The 22,829-nt window shown below is 30.8% G+C and carries 21 protein-coding genes; 4 read left to right on the top strand and 17 right to left on the bottom strand.

Going from position 1 to position 22,829, the window contains the following annotated elements; genetic code table 11:
* Positions 1-348 precede the first annotated feature (348 nt).
* The 6 genes from MW695_RS17040 to MW695_RS22980 all read right to left on the bottom strand — a co-directional run bounded on the left by MW695_RS17040 (position 349) and on the right by MW695_RS22980 (position 5,327).
* Positions 349-1,233 carry a glycosyltransferase gene (locus MW695_RS17040; RefSeq protein WP_247106652.1) on the bottom strand — a complete coding sequence of 295 codons (885 nt, stop codon included), beginning with the start codon at positions 1,231-1,233 and terminating at the stop codon, positions 349-351.
* A gap of 177 nt (positions 1,234-1,410) precedes the next feature.
* Complete coding sequence (locus tag MW695_RS17035) at positions 1,411-2,484, bottom strand: undecaprenyldiphospho-muramoylpentapeptide beta-N-acetylglucosaminyltransferase (RefSeq protein WP_247106651.1); 1,074 nt, start codon at positions 2,482-2,484, stop codon at positions 1,411-1,413.
* 415 nt (positions 2,485-2,899) lie between these two features.
* Positions 2,900-3,100 (bottom strand): ROK family protein, encoded by a 201-nt coding sequence (locus tag MW695_RS23095; protein WP_368859662.1) that lies wholly within the window; start codon positions 3,098-3,100, stop codon positions 2,900-2,902.
* An 85-nt stretch (positions 3,101-3,185) separates the two neighbouring features.
* Complete coding sequence (locus MW695_RS22550; RefSeq protein WP_252120796.1) at positions 3,186-3,458, bottom strand: ROK family protein; 273 nt, start codon at positions 3,456-3,458, stop codon at positions 3,186-3,188.
* 126 nt (positions 3,459-3,584) lie between these two features.
* Complete coding sequence (locus tag MW695_RS17025; RefSeq protein WP_247106650.1) at positions 3,585-4,190, bottom strand: WbqC family protein; 606 nt, start codon at positions 4,188-4,190, stop codon at positions 3,585-3,587.
* A 63-nt stretch (positions 4,191-4,253) separates the two neighbouring features.
* Positions 4,254-5,327, bottom strand: a complete 1,074-nt coding sequence (locus MW695_RS22980) for a glycosyltransferase (RefSeq protein WP_247106649.1) — start codon at positions 5,325-5,327, stop codon at positions 4,254-4,256.
* Positions 5,328-5,467: 140 nt separating this feature from the next.
* On the opposite strand from MW695_RS22980, the gene MW695_RS17015 reads away from it, so the two are divergent.
* Positions 5,468-6,103 carry a DapH/DapD/GlmU-related protein gene (locus MW695_RS17015; RefSeq protein WP_247106648.1) on the top strand — a complete coding sequence of 212 codons (636 nt, stop codon included), beginning with the start codon at positions 5,468-5,470 and terminating at the stop codon, positions 6,101-6,103.
* 87 nt (positions 6,104-6,190) lie between these two features.
* On the opposite strand, the gene MW695_RS17010 is transcribed toward MW695_RS17015, so the two are convergent.
* The 11 genes from MW695_RS17010 to MW695_RS16960 all read right to left on the bottom strand — a co-directional run bounded on the left by MW695_RS17010 (position 6,191) and on the right by MW695_RS16960 (position 18,642).
* Positions 6,191-7,393 carry a tetratricopeptide repeat-containing glycosyltransferase gene (locus tag MW695_RS17010; RefSeq protein ID WP_247106647.1) on the bottom strand — a complete coding sequence of 401 codons (1,203 nt, stop codon included), beginning with the start codon at positions 7,391-7,393 and terminating at the stop codon, positions 6,191-6,193.
* 14 nt (positions 7,394-7,407) lie between these two features.
* On the bottom strand, positions 7,408-8,274 hold the full coding sequence (locus MW695_RS17005; RefSeq protein ID WP_247106646.1) for a ChbG/HpnK family deacetylase: 867 nt from the start codon (positions 8,272-8,274) through the stop codon (positions 7,408-7,410).
* A gap of 31 nt (positions 8,275-8,305) precedes the next feature.
* Positions 8,306-9,313, bottom strand: a complete 1,008-nt coding sequence (locus MW695_RS17000; RefSeq protein ID WP_247106645.1) for a hypothetical protein — start codon at positions 9,311-9,313, stop codon at positions 8,306-8,308.
* Positions 9,314-9,529: 216 nt separating this feature from the next.
* Positions 9,530-10,429: a TauD/TfdA family dioxygenase gene (locus MW695_RS16995; protein ID WP_247106644.1), complete on the bottom strand. Its 900-nt coding sequence runs from the start codon at positions 10,427-10,429 to the stop codon at positions 9,530-9,532.
* A 45-nt stretch (positions 10,430-10,474) separates the two neighbouring features.
* Positions 10,475-11,434 (bottom strand): glycosyltransferase family 2 protein, encoded by a 960-nt coding sequence (locus MW695_RS16990; protein ID WP_247106643.1) that lies wholly within the window; start codon positions 11,432-11,434, stop codon positions 10,475-10,477.
* A gap of 7 nt (positions 11,435-11,441) precedes the next feature.
* A complete protein-coding gene (locus MW695_RS16985; protein WP_247106642.1) occupies positions 11,442-12,386 on the bottom strand; it encodes a dimethylarginine dimethylaminohydrolase family protein in 945 nt (314 codons plus the stop codon).
* Between the two features lie 27 nt (positions 12,387-12,413).
* On the bottom strand, positions 12,414-13,097 hold the full coding sequence (locus MW695_RS16980) for a PIG-L deacetylase family protein (protein WP_247106641.1): 684 nt from the start codon (positions 13,095-13,097) through the stop codon (positions 12,414-12,416).
* A 148-nt stretch (positions 13,098-13,245) separates the two neighbouring features.
* On the bottom strand, positions 13,246-16,038 hold the full coding sequence (locus MW695_RS16975; protein WP_247106640.1) for a glycoside hydrolase family 3 C-terminal domain-containing protein: 2,793 nt from the start codon (positions 16,036-16,038) through the stop codon (positions 13,246-13,248).
* Between the two features lie 15 nt (positions 16,039-16,053).
* On the bottom strand, positions 16,054-16,836 hold the full coding sequence (locus MW695_RS16970; protein WP_247106639.1) for an ABC transporter permease: 783 nt from the start codon (positions 16,834-16,836) through the stop codon (positions 16,054-16,056).
* Positions 16,837-16,845: 9 nt separating this feature from the next.
* Positions 16,846-17,628, bottom strand: coding sequence for an ABC transporter permease (locus tag MW695_RS16965; RefSeq protein WP_247106638.1), 783 nt, complete (start codon positions 17,626-17,628; stop codon positions 16,846-16,848).
* On the bottom strand, positions 17,629-18,642 hold the full coding sequence (locus MW695_RS16960) for an ABC transporter ATP-binding protein (protein ID WP_247106637.1): 1,014 nt from the start codon (positions 18,640-18,642) through the stop codon (positions 17,629-17,631).
* Between the two features lie 410 nt (positions 18,643-19,052).
* Between MW695_RS16960 and MW695_RS16955 the strand changes: the two genes are divergently transcribed.
* The 3 genes from MW695_RS16955 (at position 19,053) to istB (ending at position 22,801) form a co-directional block, all read left to right on the top strand.
* Positions 19,053-20,411, top strand: coding sequence for an IS4 family transposase (locus MW695_RS16955; RefSeq protein WP_247106636.1), 1,359 nt, complete (start codon positions 19,053-19,055; stop codon positions 20,409-20,411).
* Positions 20,412-20,585: 174 nt separating this feature from the next.
* Complete coding sequence (istA, locus tag MW695_RS16950) at positions 20,586-22,088, top strand: IS21 family transposase (RefSeq protein ID WP_247106635.1); 1,503 nt, start codon at positions 20,586-20,588, stop codon at positions 22,086-22,088.
* Positions 22,085-22,801 (top strand): IS21-like element helper ATPase IstB, encoded by a 717-nt coding sequence (istB, locus tag MW695_RS16945; protein ID WP_247106634.1) that lies wholly within the window; start codon positions 22,085-22,087, stop codon positions 22,799-22,801. The genes istA and istB overlap by 4 nt, the downstream gene beginning before the upstream one ends.
* Positions 22,802-22,829: the final 28 nt, after the last annotated feature.

The raw sequence follows: 22,829 nt of genomic DNA, 5'->3' as shown, positions 1-22,829 counted from the left end.
CTTCCATACGTGTTTTCCAACGTTCATACTTGTCTTTTCGGTTCATGACAACACCCTTTTCTATTTGATAGAAAGAGTATCTCATAGCTTGGGTATTAGTAGAATGTGTGCGTTATTTGACGCTTACATTACTAAATACCATCAACATTAAGACTTTATTGGATAGTTAATTATATTTAAATTTCAAGAGTAACAATAAAACCTTAATTCAATAAAAGTTAATACCACAAACTTAGAACGTTACTTATATAACAAGTTAAGTTGGTTTAGATATTTGATATTTTTTAATGACTTTCTTCTAGGACTAGTGAATCATATCGTTTAATTAATGCTATTACTAGTTCAATATCACTCAATCTTATTTTGATCTTCCAACAATAATCTGTTTACATTAAACATTCCTTTTTCATACCACATTTTTACATCATCACGTTGGTGTTTATTCACAAGGTAATATTGATTTGTACGAAATGCTTCTTTAAAAGATGGGTCTTTAAACATGTCATAACTGCGTTTTTCGGAAGGATAGTGAATTGATTTTATATTCCTATCTAAAACAAATTTACCTCCACACTTATATAAGGCTATTCCTATATCATTATCCTCACACCCCCAGTGAGTAAAATATTCATCAAAAGATAATTTTTTTTCTATGAGAAAAGACGAGCGAACCGAAAAGTGCAAACTCCATAATGCTACCCAGGGAGCTGGCCAATCATATAAAGCATCACCATGTTCCTTGTAAAGCGGTTCTCTACCATCGATCATATCTCTTTCATGCATCAACATTATTGCGGAGTTTATAGTGTTATTATCAATAATATCTCGCATTTCATCTAAATCTGACTTAATATTCATCCCAAATGTATAGCCTAAAACCACCAATGGTTCAACGCTTTCTAAATGCAAATCAATATGTTTTTGGAGACAAGTTTGTTCTAAGAGAACCCCACTATCAATGAATAGGTAAATCTCCCCAGAAGCATGTAACATGCCCATATTCCTTGCTTTAGCGGCTCGGAAACCCTTATCCTCCTGGTATGTATATTTAATGTTAATTTGAGGATATAATCTTAGGAGACTTTTCACATCTTCACTAGAACCATCATCTGCTATTACTACTTCGAAGTCTTCTTTCGATACAGTTTGATTTATTAAAGAATTAAGAGTTAAGGAAAGCTCATTAAGTTTGTTAAAAGTTGGGACAATCACAGATATTTTATAATTATGCATTTTACCCCTCCAAAATTATAATTATCCTACTTCTTTTAGAATTTTATTATGCTGCAGATTCTTCAATCATAAAAGCCATTAGTTATCTTAACTTCCAATTTAACCTATATTATTGTAGGTTATATAATAATACTAATAGGTCATTAACTAGTTTATATATACTAATAAGTTAATTAATTAGCTTTGAATAATATCGGTCATCTCCTTTACTAAAATAGAAATTGCATTGAATTGAGAAGCAGTCCTCATATTTTCTCTAATTTTGTGTTTGTTTTTTAAAAGATATGCTAAACTCTCTTGCAACTTATCTGCACTTAGATCTTGCTCATTTACTGTAATTGAGTAACCTTTTTCCTCGAAAGATTTTGCATTTAAAATTTGGTCACCTCTACTTTGTTCTAAACCTAGAGGAATAATAATCATTGGAATTCTTAATGCTAAAAATTCAAATATAGCATTTGATCCTCCTCTAGTAATTACAAAATCAGTAGCAGCTAAGATATCAGATAATTCCTCATTTACATACTCGAATTGTTTATAATTGTTTAAATGAATTAAACTTTTATCAATATTGTTTTTTCCACAAAGATGAACGATTTGATAATTCTGCAGCAATAAATCTAGGTTATCTCTAATTAAATCATTTATCTTCTTTGCACCAAGGCTTCCTCCCATTATTGTAAGTACCGGTTTAAAATCATTAAATCCTAAGTACCTTTTTCCTATTTTGATAGAACCATTTAATATCTCCCTTCGAATTGGAGATCCGACGACTTTTGTTTTATGTTCAGGGAAAAATTGCTTGGTTTCTGCAAAAGTAGTGAATATTTTTGTAGCAAATCTCTTAGATATTTTATTGGCTAAACCCGGTGTTATATCACTTTCGTGAATAAAAACAGGTATCTTTAAAGTTTTCGCTGCTACAATTACTGGAACTGTGACAAAACCTCCTTTAGAAAAAACTAAATCAGGTTTAATTTTTTTTAAGATTGATCTAGCTTCCTTACATCCTCTAAAGACTCTAAATATGTCAATGACATTTTCAAAATCAACATACCTTCTCAATTTACCAGAATTGATTGGATGATAAGGAATATTCAATTTAGTAATTAAATCTTTTTCTATTCCACTTTTAGAACCAATATAATTAATTTCCCAATCTTGGTTATTTATTTCTTTGATAATTGCGATATTAGGGGTTACATGACCAGCTGACCCTCCACCAGTAAAAACTACAGACCTCTTAACCAATGCTTTCTTCCTCCTTCTTTGAATTTTCACTTTTGTTTTTATTAATTGGTCAAAATCAAAAATAATTTTAGTAACAATAAGTAAGTGTTCTCCTATTGATATATATGTACGAAAAAACCATTCTATATTAACAAATAATATTTTGATTTTCGAGTTTAGTCCTTGTCAGAAGTGCTCTTCCTAAAACACCAGCATTGTTTCTTAGTATTGCTATTAATATAAATGTATTCTCATATAACAAAAGGAAGAGAGAAGTAATTGTAATAATGAATAATTCTATTTAGTAGGTTTTCCTGCCTTTGATACACCTCCTCCTATGATGACTCATTTGTGGGGTTAATACATATGAAATATACATTAGCAAGTACTAAACCAATATAGTGTGTAACATATTCAATAACTTCGGTTGAAATGTCTATCCTAAAGATGCTGCTTCAAATATATCTTTTGAAGATATGTTTAATTCGGTTTCATTATTACGAAGTAGACTATCTACCTTCTCTTTTTCTTTTGCAATTCTAACTATTCCCGTAGCGGATGCAATGGTTACAAGACAGCCCGTCCTCCCACACTTACAAAGTTCTCCGTCTTCTGGAACTGCAATAATATGTCCTATTTCGCCACCGATCCAATTGTGGCTTTCATTAACTTTCTATTTTTATTAATACTTGCACCTAAACCATTTCCTAATGTTAGCATTATTATATTTTGAGTATTGTATCCAGATCCTTCTGCATTCTACCAAGGACTGCTAAGTCAGCTTCATACTCAATGTATACAGGTAACCTAATTTTGTCTTTGGGAGATTTTTTTGACGGATAATTACTCCATTCGATATTAACAGATGTATAAAAAATCCCCTCATCTGAGTTTACAATTCCAGGAACTCCAACTCCTAAACCTAATAGTTTTTCTTTTGACTGACAATGTTGTGAAAGCTTTTGATCTATAGAATTTGCAATTTGTTTAACCATATGGTTTATTAATTGCTTTTATTTCCCATTTATTGATAACTTCCCTTCTCCGTCATAATTAATGAATGTTATTTTAGTTGTAGTTCTACCGATATCAATCCCTATACCACATGTTGAATAGTAGCTTTACCATCCAAGAGGCTTTTCATGACAATTTAAATATGAAATTGTTGAGTCATAATTATCAACTTTTGGATCTAAAAATTCTATTTTTATATTTTCAAAACTTTTATCATTTAAATATGCTTTACCACCTAATCCAGATACATAAGTGCTAGCATTAAAATATTTGCATATATTAAATAATAATTCTCCCTTTACTCCCTTAATATCTAATTGTGAACTATAAACAATAGGGGTTGTGATTTCTAGTTCTTTTCTACAAAGATTAATACTATTCATATTTATTTCTACCAATCTCTCACTATTATATATAGAATCGAAGTTAAATCTAGGAAAATTATAAGACATTTTTTTTACTAGTTTCTTTTTCCAACCATAGTCTGGAGCCACTAAAACTTCGTTAATTTTTTTATAATATGAACCCTTGCTTACCGGTACAGTAAACCATTCCATTTTTCCAGAATTATTTAAGAATCTATTTCGATTTTGGAAGCTTCTTCTTCCTTGAAATTGAACATTATCTAATATCACAAAAATATCACTATAATCCATTTTTTTAAAATAACCTATGTAAGGAAAATGTTCAGGTTGTCCAATTGCTATTTTCATACGACTCACCTACTCTAGTTAATTTTTTATTAAGCTTAATATTTTTAATAGCATTAATAAAATTTAGTGATTTAATATACTATCAATTGCTGTAAGGTATCTATTTACCGTAGTATTCACCTCAAATTTACCCACAGATTCTACACAAGATATGGGATCTGGTAAGTTAATCTTACCTTTAACAATCAAATTCAATAGGTCTGTCAGTCTTGTATTATCACTTGGATGAAAAAGCCATCCATTTACGTTTTCTTCGATAATGTCACTTGGTCCTGTTAGGCAATCAGAAGCTATTACTGGAATACCTCTAGCTAATGCTTCAACAATTACAAGTCCAAACCCCTCATAATCAGAAGGTAGTATGAGAATGGTAGCATTATCTACATGATCCCATGGATTCCTGCTCCAACCTTCCCATACCAAATTTTCAGATATGTTTAGTTCATCAGCTAGTGCCTCTAAATAATTCTTGTCTTGACCATTTCCTATGATTTTTAGTGACCAGTTTCCTTTTACTTTACTCAAAGAACTAAACAATCGGTCTAATCTCTTCTGCTCATTATCTAATCTTCCTATAAATAAAAATTGCGTTTTATTATAATTTCTAGGTACAAACTCTTGTTTGATGTCAACAGGATTATATACAATAAAACTTGGTTTAGATGGTGTCAATACTTTTAATTGATTATAAATACCTGAACTGATACATAGATGACAATCTGCGAAATTTAAAAAATCCTTAAATTTCTCTCTATGCATACTAAAGTGTAGCCAACTTATTATATGAAACTTATTTCCTTTTAAATTAATATAATTCTTTCTTGTTTCGTTAACTATATTTAAAGAAAATGCGGATAATGCTATTAGAGTAAACGGATTTTTTAAATATTGAACTCTATCTAATAACTTGGAAGAGGTTATGGTTGTTTTTTTTTCATAAGTTGAAAATTTAGGATATTGATCAAATAAATGGGTTATGGGTAATTTCTTTTCCCATCTAGGATCTTCAGATGGTGACGATAAAATCACCCTACATTTTCTTCCTTTTTTGATCATAGTTGTAGTGATAGTACTTATTGCATTCTCCATACCGCCTCTTCCACTTAACCTTTCGCTTACAAAAAAAATTATTTCCACTTCATCATCTCCCAATTTCTAACCACGCATTACCAATCCACCCCAATTTTTATTATAAAAAGGATATTTTATGGTTTATGGTTAGTTATTTTGCTAAAATTAATCTAAATATGTATTTTAAAAACTAAGGGGTGTAAAAAATGATAAAAAACAAATTAAAAGACTTATTAAACAAAGGAGTAATCTTTGAAGATATTAATAGTGTATATATTTCTGATGAATCAGATATTGAAGCAAGTGTTAAAATATCACCTATGATTGTAATTAAAGGTAAGTCTACTATTAAATCAGGAACAACGATCGGTCCTTTTTCGCATATAGAAGATTCTTATATTGGTCCAAACTGCAATGTATTATCTTCTACAATATTTAACTCTGTTCTAGAAGAAGATAATACAATTGGCCCTTATGGATACCTAAGAAACAAAACTAAAATAGCTAAAAACGCAAAATTAGGCTCCCACTGTGAAATAAATGACACTTCAGTAGGTGAAAACAGTAAATGTAAACACTTTTCTTACTTTGGCCATGCAAAGATTGGTAAAAATGTTAATATTGGTGCTGGCACTATAACATGTAATTACGATGGAAAGCAGAAACATTCCACTATAATAGAGGATGATGCATTTATTGGTTCAAATTCATTGTTAATTGCACCGTTGTTAATCTCACGTGGTGCATATACAGGTGCCGGGACAGTTGTAATTAAGGATATTGAAGCTTATAATAAAATAGTAGGTGTACCAGGAAAGGTAATAAAAAAAGTTAACCCTTAATAATTTAAATATATAATGAATTTCCCCCCCTGTGAAAATTACTTCTAGGGGGAGTTGCATTATTTTTCTTGCAATTTTTTTATAAACCTAAATTACACTGTGTATTTTTCTTTCAATAGCAATTTTCTTTTCCACCCAATATTCTTTATCATTCTGCCTATTTAATTTAGAGAAACATTTTATTAAGATGTCAAATACTGAACCTGAACTTGAGATAAACGAAGACTGAAATTCAAATATATTTGGTTTTTCTCCCATATCATATATTGTATGATTCAACAACATTGGATTTAAATCTATTGCTTTTAGACTATATTGTATTGAAAGTTTTGGAGCAGTATTTTGTAATAAAGAAGCCATATTTATATAATTATGTGCACCAAACCTATCTATATTTAATGCACTTTCGCTGTGCTCTATAGCTTTATTGAAGTTTTTTTGTGCAACATATATATCTGCCAATAGAGTGTAACACCTATCTTGTAAAAATGGGGATCCTTCTTTTAATACTAAATTTGCTTGACTTTCGGCCTGTATATATTTCCTTAAATGAAAATATAACTGAGCTAAATATAGTCGCCCTTTTGATAGATTTAATTTATCAGTTTTTATTGCATTTAAGAATAATGCTTCCGCTTTTTCATAATTTCCTAAGGCAAAATATTCAACTCCTAAATACGATATTAAGTGTGGATTATTTCTTGAGTTATGAATAAGTTCTTCTTTTAAATGCTGTATATATTTATCTCTTTTTCTAGATGTTTTATTTTTATACAATATATCAAAATGATGAATCGGTGTTGAGTTGATTTTTTCCATTTCCCCTTCAATATCATTTATAGAGGTTGACAAAGTTGCATGGATTTTTGAAGAGGTATACTTTATTCTTGGATCGTTCCTTGTTAATCTTAAAATATCAATGCTGGCCCACTTACCTTTTCCTATATATTCATATCTAGGTAACCGATATCCCATAACATTATGTCTTGTATCTAACAATATTTTTTTTATTTCTATAATATCTTTCGGATATAACATTTCATCAGCATCTAAAACTAAAATCCATGGTTGTGTTGCTGCTTCTAAATAAGCTTGCCGAGCATTATCTAAAGAGGAGTTAGGAAGATCTATAACTATGCTTCCATAGGATTCTGCAATTTGTTTAGTGTTATCAATTGATCCATTATTAACAACAATTATTTCTTCAACTTCACCTTTTATAGTTTTTAAACATTTTTCTAACAAATAACCTTCGTTTTTCACAAGAATACATAAAGAGATTCGTGACATAATTACTCCTCCATTTATATTTGTATTGAATTATGAATTAAAAACTCTTGGTTTATTAAATTCACTCTATTACTCTTCACATACTCTTTAATTTCTCTACTAATTAATACGTTTAATTCTTTTTTTCTTTCATCTGTATACGTAGAAATTTTGGTCAGATACTTATCTATAAAGCCAGGATGTACCATTATTTCAGTTAGCTGATCAGAACTATCCAATATACTTAGTAGGTTTTCCTTAGTAATTTTATTTATACCAAAAAATCCAGGTATAAAATTATCAGGATAAATAACCTTACTATTCTTTAATAAGTTATAATTCTCTTCTTGATATTTTCTTAATTTTTCAACCGGTATACCCCCTAGTAAATACGTTAGCTCGTTAATATCAAATAATCGCTCTTCAAATTTAGGAAATCTTATAGGTAAGTTATATTTTTCAGCTACTTTTAATAATATTTTAAAAAAAGGCGGATAAATATTACCAATAAAATGATGTGTATTTAAATGGTTTGGTAACCTTCCAGAAATTCGAAAAAACCTTTCAATTTGATTACAATATTCAATATAAATTTCATTTATTTCAATCTTGCCCCTTCTTTTGTAAAGTTCATTTTGATTATAAAATTCACCTGTACTATCCACTAATGAACACACGTCATTTTGATTAGAAATTGGACTTCCTTTTGTTATTACGAGGTGCACTCCTATTCCTAAATTAGGATATTTCAAACCCTCGATCAATGCTCTTACAGAGTCAATTTGATTAGTCATAAGTGAAGTACTTGTAACTATGCCTTCTTGGTGCGCTTTTAATATTCCATCAGATACACCATAACTTAAACCGAAATCATCAGCGTTGATAATAATTTTTTTGTCCAATACAAATACTCCTCTCAATGTAAATAATGAATCAATCCAAGTACTTATTAACATAGTTATTTAGTAAAATGATCCCTTGTATATAAAGCGCTTCCGCCGCAAAAGGTGGAAACTTTTCGCTTAAGAAGAATGGAGGAGAACTTAAAAAATGGATACTTTCAATAAACATAGTTCTTTGCTCCCAAGATTTATCGAACGAGTACTGATTTACATCTATCCTTAATACATCTAAAAGTTTTTTCAATTCATCTATATCTCTGCAATTGTGAATGGAAAAATTCACCTCAGGACAATGCATATTAGATTTTATTTCTAAACAGAAATTTCCTCTTTGAATTTCATGTACCTGACCGTGTACTGACTGAAAGAGCTTTGCTAAATCATATGCAAAATCCCCCCCATTCTTTGAAACTCTAGGATCTAACAGTTTTATCCTAAGCTTTTTGTCTTTTTCTTTAAACATAATATGATTTGCTTCCAAATCACCATGAATTAAACTCAATTCAATTGGACTTATTGAATTAATATGATCCTTGTCCATTACCTTGTTTATACAATTATAAAAATTCATATACGTCTTTTGATTAATTTTTAAATATGGAGCTTTTATTATATTAACTAGATCTTTTCGATGAAACAAAAGGTAATCAATTCTACTAATGACACGATTAAAGTGCTTTTCATACATGTAATTATCCGGAGGAATAATCTTATTTAAGGGGTATATTTCTTGAAACACAATTGAAATTAAATTTGAAAGTACCTTTTCTAATAAATAGTAGGGAACTTCTTTGCCTGATAATGCTACATCCAATTGAGTCATATCGTAATATGGCATTAAATATTGAACCATTTCACTTGAAATAGTATAATCAATTACATTAGGAAAATACTTTTTTAAACTAGATGGTAAATTATTTAAGTATTCGATCTGCTCAACTGTAGTTTGTAATTCATTTTTTTCAGCACTTTTTAGAATTAGTTTTCTATTATTTTTATTAATTAGTTTAACTGAACTAAATGCCATTTCTATACTCATGCATACACCTCATTGATTACACAATTAAAATCATATTTTTATAATTAAACTTTCATTCACCAATATAAGATCCTATTTAAAATTGAATTTCCAGCTACGATGATTCGTTATTTACTTATTTAATATGAAGGACACAATAAAAATGTAATAAAATTGTGTCCTCGAACACAAATATCTACTAAAAGGCATAATACTACTCATTATTAATATTAAATTTTAATTTAAATAGGTTTGAACTATTAATCTCATTTGGTCCTCGTTTAAATTATTCTGATTTTCTCCTAATGGTGATCTTCCATGTGCTATCCTTTGTTGATTAAAGATAAGTGTCTGATATGGTTCTAATAAAATTTCTAATGTGTATTTTTCAGATATTTTTTTTATTTTATTAAAAATATTTATCAATTCTTCCTTGTGAATAAGCCCTTCTTCATTTAATACATCTCTCCCATCTTCTAGGTGAGGTAACATTTTTTCAGTATACCTGTAAACCTCATTTCCGTCTTTATTCTCTATAATAGAGAAATTTTCAAGAGCTTTTCCTAAATTTACAATATCTTTATCAATCCAATACTTGAACAGTTTAGATTTTAATAGGGCGTTTTCCCTTTTATTTAACTTACTAAATACTTTTTTCATATCGCATAAAAGGGACCCTCCACCCATTAAGGGATCTCTTCTAACTGACAAAAAAGATATAACTTTTGGATAACTTTCAAAAGTAAGAAAATCCATATGTAACGGATTTTTCCCTACGCCATGTGTTCTGATAGGATTTACATCTGTCTTTACTTTTAAATTAAACCAAATCGGATTATTCTCTTTATGCCATAGAGGCTTTCCTATGATATTTAACAAAATAAAATTCATAATCAGTAATTCTTCATAATTTGAACACAATTCTTTCAAATCTATAAAAACATAACCACTACCATCCTCATTAACAACATTACTTTTCAATTTTTCTATTTCTTCAGCGGGAAAATTCGCTTGTATATTTTCCTTGATAGTTGGAATAATTTCTTCTTTAGGATTATAAGGGTCAATAATGTTTCTAAAAATATTTAAAGAATTTATTAATTGAAACTTAAATTCATTACTTAATATGGTTTGCATGATTTTGTTAACTCCTAACATCATTTTTTTGTAGATTGGGTACAATCATACCGCTCTTCGAACCTTTTTTCCGCCAAAATAAACTCCGCCATTTAAATACTTATAAACAGCTATCCATGTAGTAAAAGGATAAAACCAAAACCAAACCGGACTTAGTAAAAATGTAGACGTTGGAGCTATATTTCTGGCATAAACTAGTTGACCTAATAAACCAAATAATATACTTATAATTGATACTATTAATATAAAATAATACATATAAGTAATATTTATAATAAACAATACTACAATTATTGGTATAATTGAGAGGAAAAATAGTGTTCTAAAAGGAAAGGCGAAATTTTCGTACGCATACCTTACTCTCTGTTCTAGAAATTTTCTGTAACTTATATTTTGTTCTGCTTCTAAAGAGATATTTTTCAAAAAACAAATCCTATTACTACCTTTTCTTAACTGATTTTCTAATGCTAACTCATCGAAGAGAGAGTCCCGATTAGGGAAACCAACACGATCTATTAGTTCTTTTGTAAAAGCCAAATGCCCACAATATTGCTTTCTATAATCTAATAAATTGACAATGAACATCCCGCATAAATCTATTTTTGCGGATATTGGGAATTTATCAAACTTAGGCATGACCTTAAAGCAGTCATATCTATTGTAAAACGGTGAAATCTTATTTAAAGTTTCTCTTGTAATTCTATAGTGATCATCAATCAGTAAAATATTGTCATAATTAACATAATTTAAAGCGTCGTAGATTCCATTAAGTTTATCGTTTGCACCGGTTCTAATATTTGGATCTGGTACAAAGTGATTAACATTTTCTATACATTCTAAGTGATTTTTAATATATTTATTTACTAATCTTTCACTTTCATCTGCTATAATTATTTCACTATCAGTATCTTTTATCTGTTCAGCTAAGGTAACTATTTGAGCTATAAAACCCTCTAAACTCTCACCAAATTTTATTTTTATCGGAATTATAATAGAGACATTCAATGTAAATTTACCCCCTTTTTAATACCCCGGTCATACAATGAACTGAACCTCCTCCTTTTGTTAATTCAGATACATCAACTTCAATTGATTCAACACCAGCTTTTGCATATTTTTGAATAGTATCTTGGCAACCTTTATTTATTAAAACGGTTTCATCATTTAAAGTGACAAAGTTAATTGACATTAGTTCATCTATTTCATACATATTACAAAGCTCAATGATATTAAACCCATGTTTTTTTAAACTTGAATATAGTTGAAAGGAAGCTCTTTGTGGTATAATAACTGAATTTTTTGAATTTAAAATATTCACTACGCCATCCAAGTGTCCACACCCATATGTTGTCTGTATAATTTCAATCTCTTCAAACCCTTGTATTTTCAAGAGATTATTAACAAAGTTAACAGCCTGAATATTTGTGCGTAAGCCCACTCCAAGAAAAACGAGATCTTGATTAACTATTAAAATATCTGGACCTTCCAAAACCATATCATTATGCGCAGATGCAATAATAGGTATACCCATATTAGCTATTTTCTTCGATATAATATTTTCTTCACCAGATCGTACTTTTGACGCAAGTCTTGAGATAATTGCACCTTGAGGTGTCATAGAAAATAGGTCTCTAATATATATAATATTAGGAAAATTAGTAGCCCTTTCATCCTCTAAATACTCTACAGTTACACCAAATTTCTTGTATGTATCCACTAGTTCATCATGTTGATATCTCGCCTTAGTTGGCTCCATTCTTTCTGTCCATAAAAGTTTTTCTGGTTCAGGAATATTCTCTATCTCTTTTCCAGGTCTTCGTAGAAGAACATTCTTTAGCTGATGATATTCTGATGTAACTCCACAATTACTCCATTTAATGCTTAATTCATTTATATGGGTAGTTTCTCTTTCTTCCCAACCAACCCCACCATGTGCAGAATCCACTAAATTTATCAACGCCACTCAACTCCTATTTAGTAATGTTTAATCTTCTAAGCTATATAATAATTGGAATGCCTCAAATTTCTTATTATTCCTTGATGTTTTACCTCCTATAGAAAGTGAGTAAAATGAAGACTTAACATCATGGTATTTTTCTTCTAGATAATATCTCCCTTGTTGTGTTTCATGATAAGAGAGTGCGGCCATTTTCTTGTAAAAGAATTCAGTGATATTTACAAAATGATTCGGGCTAAATCCAGATCTAACTGTTAATAAAGGCTCACACAACATAATTCTCTCTATTTCCTCCAATCTTGAGGCACAATTAATAGTTGCTTTCCCAACTGTGCTGTGGTCTTGATGATCAACTCCAAAAATATCAGGGTAATGAGTAATTACTACACTTGGTGAAAACTCTCGCATTACTTTCTCAATTGAAGTTATAAGTTCCTTTGAAAATTGTATTTCCCCATCATTAAAATTAAGTACACTTATTTCAATATTAGTTTCCTCGAAGGCTTTGAGTGTTTCTTCTTTTCTTTTCTCTTTTTGAACTAGACTTATTTTTTCTTCTTGGTCTTCCTGAATTGAAAAGCCATTTTCTCCTGCACATATTATTAATATCTTACATCGGTAACCAAGATTATTGTATTTACAAAGAGTACCAAAACATCTAAGTTCAGCATCGTCTGGATGAGCCATAACAGCAAGTACTGATTTACTCATTATTTTATCCTCCTAATATTAATTAAATTTTTATATAATTTTAAAAAAGATTCTAAATGAAAACATCGATACTTTAAATCCTCAAAATACAACATTTTTTGAATAACCACTTAGGTTTTCAATTTTTTTCGCCACCTCATATTGAAAGTTATTTAATTAATTCTAACCAATCTATACTAATCCCCTTATCAAGCAAAAGATATAATTTTACATTTGAATACTCTTTCTTATTTTCCAGTTTAATATCTACAATATTCCAAGCGTTTATCGTTTTTACTAAACTTTTACCTAGAATATCACCATTAGGTTTATCCCTTCTAATTTGAATTGTCGAATTAGTGTGAATCGATTTAACATTAATTCTCATAATTCTATTAATCTTTAAAGTTTTTGATTTGAACATTATCCAAGTATTCTTGTTTTCTGAGTGTACAACCTGTATCCCGTTTATTGATTTTCTTAAATTTGCATTATTATAATCATCATAGTTTTCTGCTCTTGTTTTAATTTCTAAATTTCTTTCTTTAGACTTTGTCTCCCCTTTTAGTTTCAAATCACCAAATAATCTTATATCCTCTGAAGAACTTCCTACAAATACTGTATAAACTGCACTCTCTAGGGTGTATTTATTTTGAGTAAAATCCCAATATGTAAGTTCGTCTACTGAAATGTAAAATTTTATTATTCTTGACTCTCCTGGTAAGAGATGTACTCTTTTAAAAGCTTTTAATTCTTTTAATGGTCTTACTATATTTTTTGAATTACATTTAAAATAAACTTGAACCACTTCATCACTTGCTATAGAGCCAATATTTATCAATCTAAAACTGACTTTAATATTACTGCGAAAATTATTAATATGCATTTTTAAATCCGAATATGAAAAAGATGAATATGTTAATCCATGTCCGAAGGGATATAAGATATTTCCTTTATGATATAAGTAGGTTCTTTCTCCTTTAATAATATCATAGTCCATAATGTCGGGTAGTTTTTGCACATCTCGATACCAAGTCATTGTTAATTTCCCTGATGGGCTATACTCTCCAAAAATCACTTTAGAAAGTGCATTACCGATTTCTTGACTACCATGAGATGTATATAAAATTGATGAAATATTATCATTTATTCCAGAAAATGGATAACTCCCTATTATACAGAGAATTACATTTCTATTTACTTCATATATAGTATCGATTAAACTTTTTTGATTTTTTGGTAAAGTAATGTCTGGGCGGTCCTCATCCTCCTTCCCATTTATTAAAGGATTATTTCCAACAAAGATTACAACTGAGTCCGAATTTTTTGCTATATTTTGTGCACATTCTAGTCCATTTGAAATTTTCACTATCTCAAAAAGCTCATTTTCATGACTTTTCAAATCATCCTTAGCTTTTTGAATGATCTCTTCATTATCAATACACAATGTTTTTTTATTCCATGTCTCCAATTTGTAACCATATTTTGTCTGAATTATATTAAATAATTCATTTACAAACCAACCAAAAGCTTCTTCGGCAGTTGCGCTTAATTTCCTTTTAAATGTAAGGAACTTATTATTTGCACTAGATATTAAAGTGTTTTTCCCCCATCCCCAATTAGTAATCTCAAATGTTTCATTTTTAGAAATCGTATTACTATTAGCCTTAATTTCTCCCGTTTTTTCATCTACAGAAAAGAAGAGTCCAGTATGTTTGGACTTAATTGCTATTAAGTCACTACCATTATGATGTTTTACCTTATCCTCACCATATTCTTTAATACCCTGTAAAGGAGTGACCTTATAAGGAAAATCACCACTATACCAATCTCTAAATAACACATTAGATAAAGGTCCAATAACTGCAATATTTTTATGCTCATTTTTATTGAGTGGCAATATATTTGTTTCGTTTTTCAAAAGGACTATCGCTTCTTTTGCTGCTTCTAAAGATAATTTACTATGAGCATTGGAACATAATATATTTTCGGGTATATTACTATAAGGATTTAAATAATCTGGATCGAATTCACCTAGCTGCATTCTTCCTCTGAATACATTTTTTATAGCAACATCCAAATCCGATTCATAAAGGAGCTTTTGTTGTAACGCCTCTTTTATCGATTTTACTACTAACTCTACATCATCATTTATACTATCAACCCCACTTTTAATTGCTAATGATACTGCCTCTGAATATGTGGAACAATATTTATGAAAATCAACTGTCATTCCCATATCACCTGCATCCCCAACTATATACCCTTTTAATCCCCATTTATCTTTAATTAACTCTTTTAAATCAGGATCTAATATACATGGAAGGTCATTAACACTGTTGTAAGCCGGCATTATAGAATAGGCTCCATCATTTTCTATGAGATATTTAAATGGCTTAATATAATATTCAAATTTATTTCTGTTATCAATATTAGAGGATGAATGCAATCGATCTTTTTCATTATTGTTTCCCATATAATGCTTTATTGTTGATATAGTCCTTTTATAAAATGGGTGATCTCCTTGCATTCCTTCTACTAGCGAACGTGCCATTATACCGGTAAGTAAAGGGTCTTCACCGTATCCTTCTTCTGTTCTTCCCCATCTAGGATCTCTTTCTAGATCAACGGTAGGAGCCCATAATGTTAATCCCTTTCTTTTGTTAAACTTCTGATAAAACACTCTAGCTTCATTTCCAATTGCTTCTCCAATTTTATATAATAACTTTGGATTCCAAGTGCATGATAACCCTATAGGTTGGGGAAAAGTAGTTGCTTTACCTAACCACGCTATTCCATGAGCGGCTTCTCCCCCTATTACATATTCTTGGATACCCAATCTTTTTATTGATTGTTGTTTGGTAGGCATCAAATGGATCTTTTCTTCAAGTGTCAACCTACTTACAAGATCATTCAATCTTTCTTCCAATTCTAGATTGTGATTTCTAAACAGAAACTCCAAAATAAGTTACCTCCTTTAATTTCCTGTACTACCATATTTTTTAATCCCTTTTTTCATAATTATGTTGACACATAAGATGCAATATAGTATTACAAAAGGATATAAAGCCAATAAAATGTTTGCTCCTTCTTTTTTCAATATAAATAAGACAGGAACATAACTAATAAAAATATAAGGAATCACAATAATTAAAATTTGAAGCGAGTAACTATAAATAGTAATCGGATACTTTGAAAACTCAGAAAAGCTGTAATTTGCCATCATTAACGGATTACCGTTTTTAGTCCAAAACGATGAAGCAGCTATACAATAGTTAATTGCCGCTCGAATAATAACACCTAAGAAAACAAAAATAATGACTATAAAAATAGTAATCGGATTCATAAGATTTAATTTAATTAGAGAATAAACAAGTAAGATAAGACCGATAATAAAGTTTCCTATTCCTTGTGAACCAAATCCCAATGTCGCTATTTGAATTATGGGAGAAACAGGTCTTAATAAAATACGATCAAACTCACCAGAATTAACAATTGATGTAAGTTTCCATATCCCATCAAAAAATATAGATACAAGACCTTCTACTAAAAATACTAATGAATATATAAGTATTATTTCGTATAATGACCAACCATCTATATTTGGTACTTGTTTAAATATTGTAAAGATAAAAATAACACCTAGAAGCTGCGTTAAACTCCCACTTAAAATAAGTAATATAAAATCAACACGAAAGCTAACTAAAGTTTTAAGATTAGCATTTAAAAGGCAGAAATAAGTTTTTAGATTTCTCAACATCTTTCTAAACTAACCCCCATTTATATTCACCTTTTTTAGCCCGTAACGAAATACTATTTTAACAATAATATAAAATACTAATATCCATAAAAATTGAATTATAGTTAGTATCAACATTTCAGTGTAATTAATTTTTGCCAAATAAATCTTAATAGGCGTGTTTATTATAGTCTGGAAAGGTAATAACTCACATAATTCCTTAAGCCATGTTGGTAAAAAATCTAAGGGTATTAATGCTCCTGAAAAAAAGCTAACAACAGCAACTCTTGTCCACATAACACCTTGGACATTATGTGTCCAAAATGATAAAAGAGATGAAGAGTATACAATTAAGTATTTTATTAATAAAGCATTAATAAAACTAACTATAAAAAATATAATTACTATTATATTACTAGTGATATATACATTCATAAATATGGAAACTAGTAATCCAATCATTAAATTAAAAGTACTAGTAAATACAATTGAACTACCAATTTCAGCAAGAGTGTACTTGGAGTGACTAATTGGCTTTACTAGTGTCATTGCTATAGAACCATTTATAATTTTTTTTGCACATCTATATTCCGAGTTAACATCAGTATTAATGATAAATACAATCAAGAGGTACGCTAGCATTTCATTCCATTGATATCCAGCTATTGTGGACCTTCCATGAAAAATTGAATTCCATAAATTTAACATCAGGACAAACGATATTAAACTTATCAAGATATGTATTATTGTTGTCATCGGATATGTGAGTGTTACCTGTAATGAACATTTAGCAACAGACCAGTATTTCTTCAATTACTCTCCCCCTTCTTCTAAAATTAAATTCCCTTCATAGACTTGTTTCAAAATAAACTCAATTCCGCTTTCCTCAATTTTTAAATCTAAAATAGTCATATAATTCATGACTAATGATATGACTTCACTTGCTGAAATCTCCAAATAGTCGAAAGATACTGAAATTTCTTTTTCAGATAAAGCCTCTAGTGTAGCCCCTAAATTACAAAACTCTCCATTTAGCACTTCATATTTAGATATATTTTCAACTCTAATTTGAATTTTCTTTAATCGAGCATACTTTTTGATAACGCTTTCTAAATCTCCGTCATATAAGATTTTACCGCTATCAATTAAAATTAATCTATCACATAATTCTTCAATATCTCCCATATCATGTGTGGTTAATAAAATTGTTGTTTTAAATTCTTTATTAATAAATCTTAAGAATTTTCGTATTTTTTCTTTTGCCACAATATCTAAACCAATGGTTGGTTCATCTAAATATAAGATTTTAGGATTATGCAATAATGCAGCTGCAATATCTGCTCTCATTCGTTGTCCCAATGATATTTTTCTAGCTGACAAATGTAGAAATTCATTTAAATCTAGTAGTTCAGAAAAAATAGTCAAATTATGCTCGTATGTTCTATCATCTATTTGATATATTTCTTTAATTAATTTAAATGATTCAGAAATTGGTAAATCCCACCATAGCTGAGTCCTTTGGCCAAAAACAACTCCGATAGTCTTGTTATAATCCTTTCTATTCCTTTGTGGATCAATATTATCAATCAAAACTTTGCCCATTGTAGGTTGAAGAATTCCTGTTAATATCTTAATTGTAGTAGATTTCCCCGCTCCATTTTTCCCAAGGTACGCTACACTCTCACCTTCATTTATTTCAAAATTTATTTCATCCACGGCTATCTTATCCACATACTTTGGCTTAAAATAGTGTAATAAGACTCCTTTTAAACCCTCTTTTTTTATAGGTTGTCTATATACCTTTCTTAACTCTTGTACTTTAATCACAATGCAAACTCTCCTATCCATATCCAGTTTATCACCATATGTTAAACGCTTTCATTCAATTGGAGAAAAGTTAAATTTGAAAATTATTGAAGGTTATTCCAATTATTCATAAAATTATATTACTAAACTTGAAAGCATATTAATACATTAAAAATTAGTGATATTTTTAATAATTTAGAATTCATAATTTTCTATTTGTTTACAATTACTTATCAGATAGATAATTCTATAAGATTCTTATTTACTCAACTTTCGCACCATGAAAATTAACTTCTGAGTAGGTCTATCAAAGCTTTAAAAACTAGTAATTATGTTACTTGACGAGTGCTTTTAAACAGAAAAAGCACCTGATTCTTTGGTATAGTGGAATTGACTAGAAACCATTACCACAAAGAAGAGGTGCCTTCTCAATGATAAAGGAAAAACACTCGAATGAGCAACTACCAAATGAACTTTCTACAGTCTTCTCTGAATTACAAGTATCAAAATACCTTCGCAAAGCAGGTATCCGAAAAAACTTTGGGTTTTCATGTGCCTATTTGTTTCAGCTTGTATTTAGTCTGATCTTTCATCAAAAAAATTGGTTTACCCTTGTCTCTTCTAAAAAGAGCGAGCGATACCCAGGCAAAGATACCGTCTATCGTTTAAATCATTCCAAGTTTGCTTGGCGGAAATTCCTTTTACTTTTTAGTGCGGCTACGATTCAAAAAGTCAGCGCGCTTACATCAAAGGACCGTCCAAAAGTGCTCATTATTGATGATTCTACGTTTGATCGAAATCGTAGTAAAAATGTGGAGTTACTAGCCCGTTGTTTTGATCATGCTTCTTTGAAAATGCGATTTTATAAAGGATTTCGAATGCTTACATTAGGCTGGTCAGACGGTTATACTTTCATGCCGGTTGACTTCTCTTTACTAAGCTCTAAAACGTCTTCTATTAATGGGATCAACGAAGAAATTGATAAACGAAGTTCGGGTTACAAGCGCCGTAGTGAAGCGCTCCAGTCAGCACCTGTTCAAATCCCAGCGATGATTGAACGAGCATTATCCAATGGTATCGAAGCCTCTTACGTATTAATGGACACGTGGTTTACTCAACAACCTTTGATTCAGGTGATCGTCGAACAAGGACTTGACGTCATTGGCATGGTCAAAAATGCGAAGCAACGCTATCAAGTTGATGGTCAAATGGTTTCATTAAAAGAACTCTACAGAACCGCTTCGCCCCTTCAAGGAAAGAAAGGGCTTCTTCGCTCCATCACGCCGACGATGAAAAACGGTGTACCGGTTAAAATCGTGTTCGTTCAAAACCGTAATAAGAAGAGTGAGTGGCTTGCCATTCTAAGCACAGATTGCACGCTTTTCGAACAAGAAATCGTCCGTATTTACGGCATCCGTTGGGATATTGAAGTGTTCTTTAAGACGACAAAATCACTTCTTCGCTTACAGAAAGAGTTTCAAGGACGTTCTTATGACTTACTGATCAGTCATACAACCATTGTTTTTACTAGGTATATCGTTCTTTCTTGGCAAAATCGTTGCCACAGCGATGAACGAACCTTGGGTGGATTGTTTTATGACCTTTGTGACGAAGTAAATGAACTTGATTGGGCTGTCGCATTGCAGCAATTAATCGAGCTTCTTCAAGATCTCTTGAAGAAAACAAATAAACAAACACAAAAACTAATAAAAAATCAACTGTCAAATTGGATTGCAGGTTTACCAAACTACATCAGGGCTTACCTTCCTAATTTGGTATGCGAAAGTTGAGTTATTTATTAAAAAAATTTTGTTTATGGCAAACTAAATATGTAGGTAATGGCATTTAATTTATGTATGGCCCGGTGGGCCATACATAAATTAAAAAAAACCACTTGCCAACCTCTCCCAATAACTTTAAACTCCTCGTTGGACCAACAACGTTTGACAGGAGGATATTAGGAGATGTTAGCAGTGGCACAAATAGATTATATCAGACATGAAGTAAACCAAAAAGGAGAAACTTATGCCAGCGTGGGAAAGAGAATGGGTATAGATCCACGCACAGTTAATAAGTATGCAAATCAAGAAGAATTCAAACAGAAAGATAAACAGAAAAGAAAATCACCAGTTATGGATCCTGTGAAGCCTATATTAGATAAGTGGATCAAGGAGGATTTAAAAAAGAAAAGAAAGTATCATAGAACAGCTAAAAAAATGTTTCAACAGTTGGTGAAGTTTCATAGTTTCAAAGGTGCTTATCGAACAGTTAGGAGATATGTCTCTGAACGGAAACATGAATTGAAGGAAATCAACCAAAGAGCTGCATTACCTTTAGAATCATATCCTGGTACAGCGCAAGTGGACTTTGGAACAGCACCATTTAGCTACGATTCAGAAACTATTGAACTTCCGTATTTAGTGATGTCTTTTCCTTACAGTAACAGCTTTTATTTTCAGGTATTTCCTTCGGAAAACACCGAATGTTTACTAGAGGGTTTACAGCGGATGTTTCATCATATGGAAGGTGTCCCTCATACCATTCGGTTTGATAATCTATCACCAGCAGTTAAGAAAATTCTTTCTAAAGGAGAGCGTGAATTAACAGATACTTTTGAACGGTTTGTCTTACATTATGGGTTTAAATATGAATTCTGTAATCCTGGTAAGGGAAATGAAAAGGGGCATGTCGAAGCAATGGTTAAGTATGTCCGTAATAACTTCTTATTACCTGAGAATACCATTCTAAACCTAGATCAGTTTAATGAGACGCTTTGGAGTTTGGCTGAGGAAGATAGGGATCGACATCACTATGAAAAGAAGGTTCTCCAATCTGAGTTATATCAAGGGGACAAAGACAAATGGCTTGTGTTACCAGAAAAGAAGTTTGAATGTGCTTATCATAAAGACGTCAAAGCAGATAAATATGGGATGGTTTCAATTGATAATAAACAGTACTCTACATCACCACGATTTGCCTCACAAAAAGTAAGAGTAGTAATTACTTATAACGAAGTTGTCATTTTAAATGAGGAAAATGAGCCCATCGTTAAACACACTCGGTTGTATGGTATAAAACGCAAGTCCATGGTATGGCAGCCGTACTTAGAATTGTTGTCTAAAAGGCCAAGAGCCATTAAATATTCAAGTATATATGAGAACTTCCCACCTATTTGGTCAGAGTACCTACAAAATTGTACAGAAGAAGAACAAAAACGTGCATTAAGCTTATTAGGTAAGCTATTAAAAAATGATGAATTCACGTTATTAAATGAGGCTCTAAAAATGGCATCTAATTATGGCCATCCTAGTATTGATCAAATCAAGCATTGTTTTTATTCAATATTGAACGAAGATCATTCTCATAATACAATTACACCTCGAAATTCTGTACCGTTTATGCCTAATGCAGCAAGAGGTCTCTCCCACTATGATACTATGTTCCAGGTTGGGGGTGATGTAAAATGATTGATCAAATTGAAGATTATGCCAAGCGCTTGAAATTAAGCTGGATTCGAGAGAATTATAGAGAGATCCAAGCTGGTAGTAATGAAGAATATTTACTAAAGTTATTTGAGAAAGAAGTCCAAAATCGAGAGGAACGCAAAGTTAACTTATTGCTTAGTCAAGCTCAACTTCCCAAGACTGGGAAATCCCCGTTTCAGTGGGATCATATACAAATCCCTCAAGGGATTGATCGGACAAACATTCTTGAAGGACAGTTTATTCAGAATAAGGAAAATCTGATTTTATATGGTGGTGTGGGAACAGGAAAAACATATTTGGCCACGTTAATTAGCTTAAATGCCATACATAACTTTGGCATTCGAATCAAGTTTTTCACGATGGCATCATTGGTGAATAGTCTCATTGATGCAAACCAGAAAGGGAACCTTTCGAAGCTCATGAAGCAGATTGAGAATTTGGACCTTTTAGTTCTGGACGAGTTGGGATATATCCCTTTAAACAAAGAAGGAGCAGAACTTCTCTTCCAGGTAATTTCTATGTGTTATGAAACTAAAAGTATCGTTATAACAACGAACCTTCAATTTGGACAGTGGAATCATGTTTTTGGCGATCCAATACTTACTGAAGCGGTGATTGATCGCCTGATTCATCACTCACATTTACTACTATTTACGGGTGAAAGTTATCGTTACAAAGAATCAATATCAGAATAAAATAAGAGGTGGCAAGTGGCATACATTT

It is taken from the genome of Halalkalibacter sp. APA_J-10(15), assembly GCF_023017105.1.
In the GTDB taxonomy this organism is placed as follows: Bacteria; Bacillota; Bacilli; order Bacillales; family Bacillaceae_D; genus Halalkalibacter.
The sequence above is the reverse complement of the archived record's forward strand: the minus strand, read 5'-3'. Positions and strand labels throughout refer to the sequence as shown.